At 62.6% G+C, this 3,699-nt stretch carries 2 protein-coding genes; both read right to left on the reverse strand.

Annotated features, from left to right (window positions below; genetic code table 11):
- Positions 1-131: 131 nt before the first annotated feature.
- Positions 132-2,645, reverse strand: a complete 2,514-nt coding sequence (locus VZ95_RS14075) for a GGDEF domain-containing phosphodiesterase (RefSeq protein ID WP_052711775.1) — start codon at positions 2,643-2,645, stop codon at positions 132-134.
- A 141-nt stretch (positions 2,646-2,786) separates the two neighbouring features.
- The gene (locus VZ95_RS14080; RefSeq protein ID WP_045776418.1) at positions 2,787-3,686 is read right to left on the reverse strand and encodes a 2-hydroxyacid dehydrogenase; all 900 of its coding nucleotides are present in this window, start codon (positions 3,684-3,686) and stop codon (positions 2,787-2,789) included.
- Positions 3,687-3,699 lie beyond the last annotated feature (13 nt).

The following is a 3,699-nucleotide window of genomic DNA, read 5'->3' on the forward strand; positions in this document are numbered from 1 at the left end:
CTCTATCGGCGTTCTGCCGCTGGATATTGCGCTGCACACCGCATTCTGTCGATTCCCGATAAGCGGGAATCAATCCTGTGATCATAGGGGAAGCGGCCTAAAGACGCATCCCGATTATTACAACAACCGGCTTAAACAACGGTTTCCGTTTCCTCGCACGCCGGTAACAGCAGTTTTTCGATGGTCATAGGATCGCGCGGGCGACCGAAATGATAGCCCTGACCGTACATACAGCCGAGCTGTGCCAAACGGATGACATCATTGGCGGTTTCGACGCCCTCCGCGATCACTTCGCAGCCGAGGCCCCGGCTGAGTTCGGCGATCATGCGGATGATGAGGCCGTTTTCCGGGCGCTGGCGCATCGCGCGCACGAAGGATTGATCGATTTTGACGGCATCGAAGCGGAACTGATGCAAATAGGAGAGCGAACTATAGCCGGTGCCGAAATCGTCGATGGCGAGCCGCAGCCCCATCGCTTTCAGGCGGCTGAGAATGGACAGCATGCCGTCCACATCATCCAGCACGACGCTTTCGGTGATTTCGAGCTTCAGCGCATCGGCGGGGGTTTGGCGGTGGGCGAGAATCTCGGCGACCCGTTCGACAAAATCCGCCTCCTGCATCTGGACGCCGGAAACATTGACGTTGATGAACATCCCTGCCGCATCGGGCAGAAAGCGCCGCCAGCGATTGACCTGCTGACACGCCTGATCGAGCGCAAACAGGCCAATGGGAATAATCAGCTTGCTTTCCTCGGCCAGCGGAATGAAGCGCAGCGGCGAGACGAGGCCCATCGTGGGATGGTGCCAGCGCATCAGCGATTCGAAGCCGACCAGCCGCCCGGAGACGAGATCGACAATCGGCTGATAATGCAGTTGCAACTGATCGCCCGCCTCAATCGCGGTGCGCAAATCCTGCTCCAGCGCCAGCGGGTCAAGACCATCGTCCATACCGTTGGCGGCGAAGAGGGCCACGCTTTTTTCGGCATCGGTACCGGGGCGGTTCAGCGCGCGCGAGGCATCGCGCAGCAATTCTTCGGCGCGTTGATTGCCGTTCGGCATCGCGGCACCGATCCGCGCGGTGATATACAGCCCTTGCGAGCCGGGCAGATCGATGGCGGCCTTCAGGGCAGTATGAATGGCAAGCGCCTTATGGCCGATAGCGTCTTCGTCCGAAACGCCTTGCAGCAGAAAGCCGAAGCTTGCGCCTTCCAGGCGCGCGAGCGTGTCGGAGGCAACCAGGGTTTGCGCCAAGCGCTCGCCGACGTCGCGCAACACATGGTCGGCCTGGGTCGGCGTTAGGGAGTTGGCGAGGCTGGCGAAGCGGTTGACTTCGACCACCAAGACGGCGCAGGAGGCGATTGTTCCATCGGAGCGGCGCAGAGTTTGCGCCAGCCGGTCCATAAACAGCGCGCGGTTCGGTAAGCCGGTGGTGGCATCGTAAAAAGCGTCGCGCAGAACCTGCTGTTCGGCCTGTTTACGCTCGGTAATATCGGATTGCGAGCCGACAATACGCGTCGCCTTCCCACTTAGCGGGTCGCGGATGGTGAGCCCGTGACACAGCATCCAGCGTTCCGAGCCGTCGGTGTGGCGAATGCGGTATTCGATTTGAAACGGCTCTTCCTCGCTGGCGATCTGCGCTTCAACGGCGGCTTGCAGCCAGATCAGATCGTCGGGATTAACCCGGCTGAACCATTCATCCGGGTCGGTGCCAACCTCGGCGGCGGCGCAGCCGATCATTTCTTTCCAACGCGGCGTAAACAGAATGGAATTGGCGCGAACGTCCCAATCCCACAACCCGTCTTTGGCGGCCATAATGGCCAGCGCATAACGCTCCTCGCTGGCCCGTAACGCCTCTTCGGCCTCTTTGCGCGACGTGATATCGGACTGGGAGCCCGCCATGCGCGTGGCTGTGCCGCCTTCACCGCCGCCGAGCGCGGTGCCGCGACACAAAACCCAACGCACATGCCCTTCGGCATCGCGGACCCGATATTCGATGCGAAAATCGCGCGAGGGGTTTTGCACCTGCTCGTCGAGCGTGGCATCGACCCAATCGCGGTCATCCGGGAGAACGCAGGACAGCCAATCCTCGATCACGCAACTGCTGCTCTCGGGCGGCAGACCCATCATGTCGGCGAGGCGCGAGGAATAGCGCACGAGGCCGGAAGCCAGATCCCAATCCCACAGCCCGTCGTTGGCGCCGAGCGCGATTAGCGCATAGCGTTGTTCGGCGGTAATGCGCGCTTCCCGCACTTCCGCCCGGCTGTTGAGCAGCATCAGGCCCGAGCGCAGACGCGAGACAAGTTCGGCGCGGTCGAGCGGCAGGGTGATGATTTCATCGAACCCGGTTTCAATCGCCTTCAGGCGCAAATCGCTGCGGCTCGCCGGGGCGGCGAGAATAAGCGCCGGGTGAGGCACATCATCGGGCGGCTGATGACTGGGTAAGGCCAAGACCGCCGCCTCATCCGCCAGATCGACCGCCGCCATAATAATGCCTTCGCGGGCGAGCGCCCCAGGATCGGCGGGAACGGCCGGCAGGATCGTCAAAGAGTGCAGGGCCAACTGCCCGGAGGCAACAACCTCTTGAACCAGCGCAACCGCGCTCGCCGGAAAGCCAATAACCGTGAGGGGAAAGGCGATCACAGTCATTCGCGTGTTAAATCCTGCCGCATGGCCATCCAGACAGTCACCTCACATACCCGCAATTCGCGGCAATTCCTACCAAAGCTGCCCGATTTACGAACGCACGGCAAGCGAAACACAGGGGAGAAGATGTGAATGATACGTAGATTATACCTGGACCGGGTGCAGGGCCGGTTTTCCGTTTAAAACCGCCGCAAGATTATCGAGCGCGCGCATGCCCATCGCCGTGCGCGTTTCAATGGTGGCGCTGCCGAGGTGGGGCAGGGGAAAGACGTTCGGCAGGCTGCGGTAACGCGCGTCGAGATCGGGCTCGCCGGTAAACACATCCAGCCCCGCCGCCGCCAGATGGCCGGACTGAAGGGCGGCGATCAGCGCGTCATCATCCACCAAATTGCCGCGCGCCGTATTCACCACAATCGCGCCCTTCGGCAGTTGGGCGATGCGCGCCGCCGAGAGCAGCTTGTTCGTTTCCGCCGTTGAGGGCGCGTGCAGCGAGAGATAGTCGGAGACGCCCAGCAGACTATCGAGACTGGCGTGATAAACCGCCCCGGCCTCCTCACTCTCGGCCAAGCGCGTGCGATTATAATAGTGAATCTGCATCCCGCAGGCCCGCGCCCGGTGGGCGAGCGCCTGGCCGATGCGCCCCATGCCGACAATGCCGAGCCGCCGCCCGGTGATCTGCCAGCCGATCAACTGCATCGGGTTCCACCCCACCCACGTGCCTTCGCGCACCATCGCTTCGCCTTCGCGCGCCCGGCGGCTCGCGGCCAGCAGCAGGAGAAGCGCGATATCGGCGGTGGCATCGGTCAGCACGTCGGGCGTGTTGGTGACGATAATCCCCCGGCGGTTGGCGGCGGGCACGTCGATATGATCGTAGCCGACCGAGAAGGTGGCGATGATTTTCACCGACGCGGGCAGGGCGGCAATCGCGGCTGCGGTCATTTTACTGCGCGGGGTGATGAACAGCCCCTCGACGCCCTCCGGCACGGTCTCGCCGCGAACAACGTCGAACTCCGCCTCAAGCCGCGCCAGAACGGCGGGTGGCATCGGCAGATCGGGG

The sequence above is a fragment of the Elstera litoralis genome (assembly GCF_000963705.1).
Classification (GTDB): domain Bacteria; phylum Pseudomonadota; class Alphaproteobacteria; order Elsterales; family Elsteraceae; genus Elstera; species Elstera litoralis.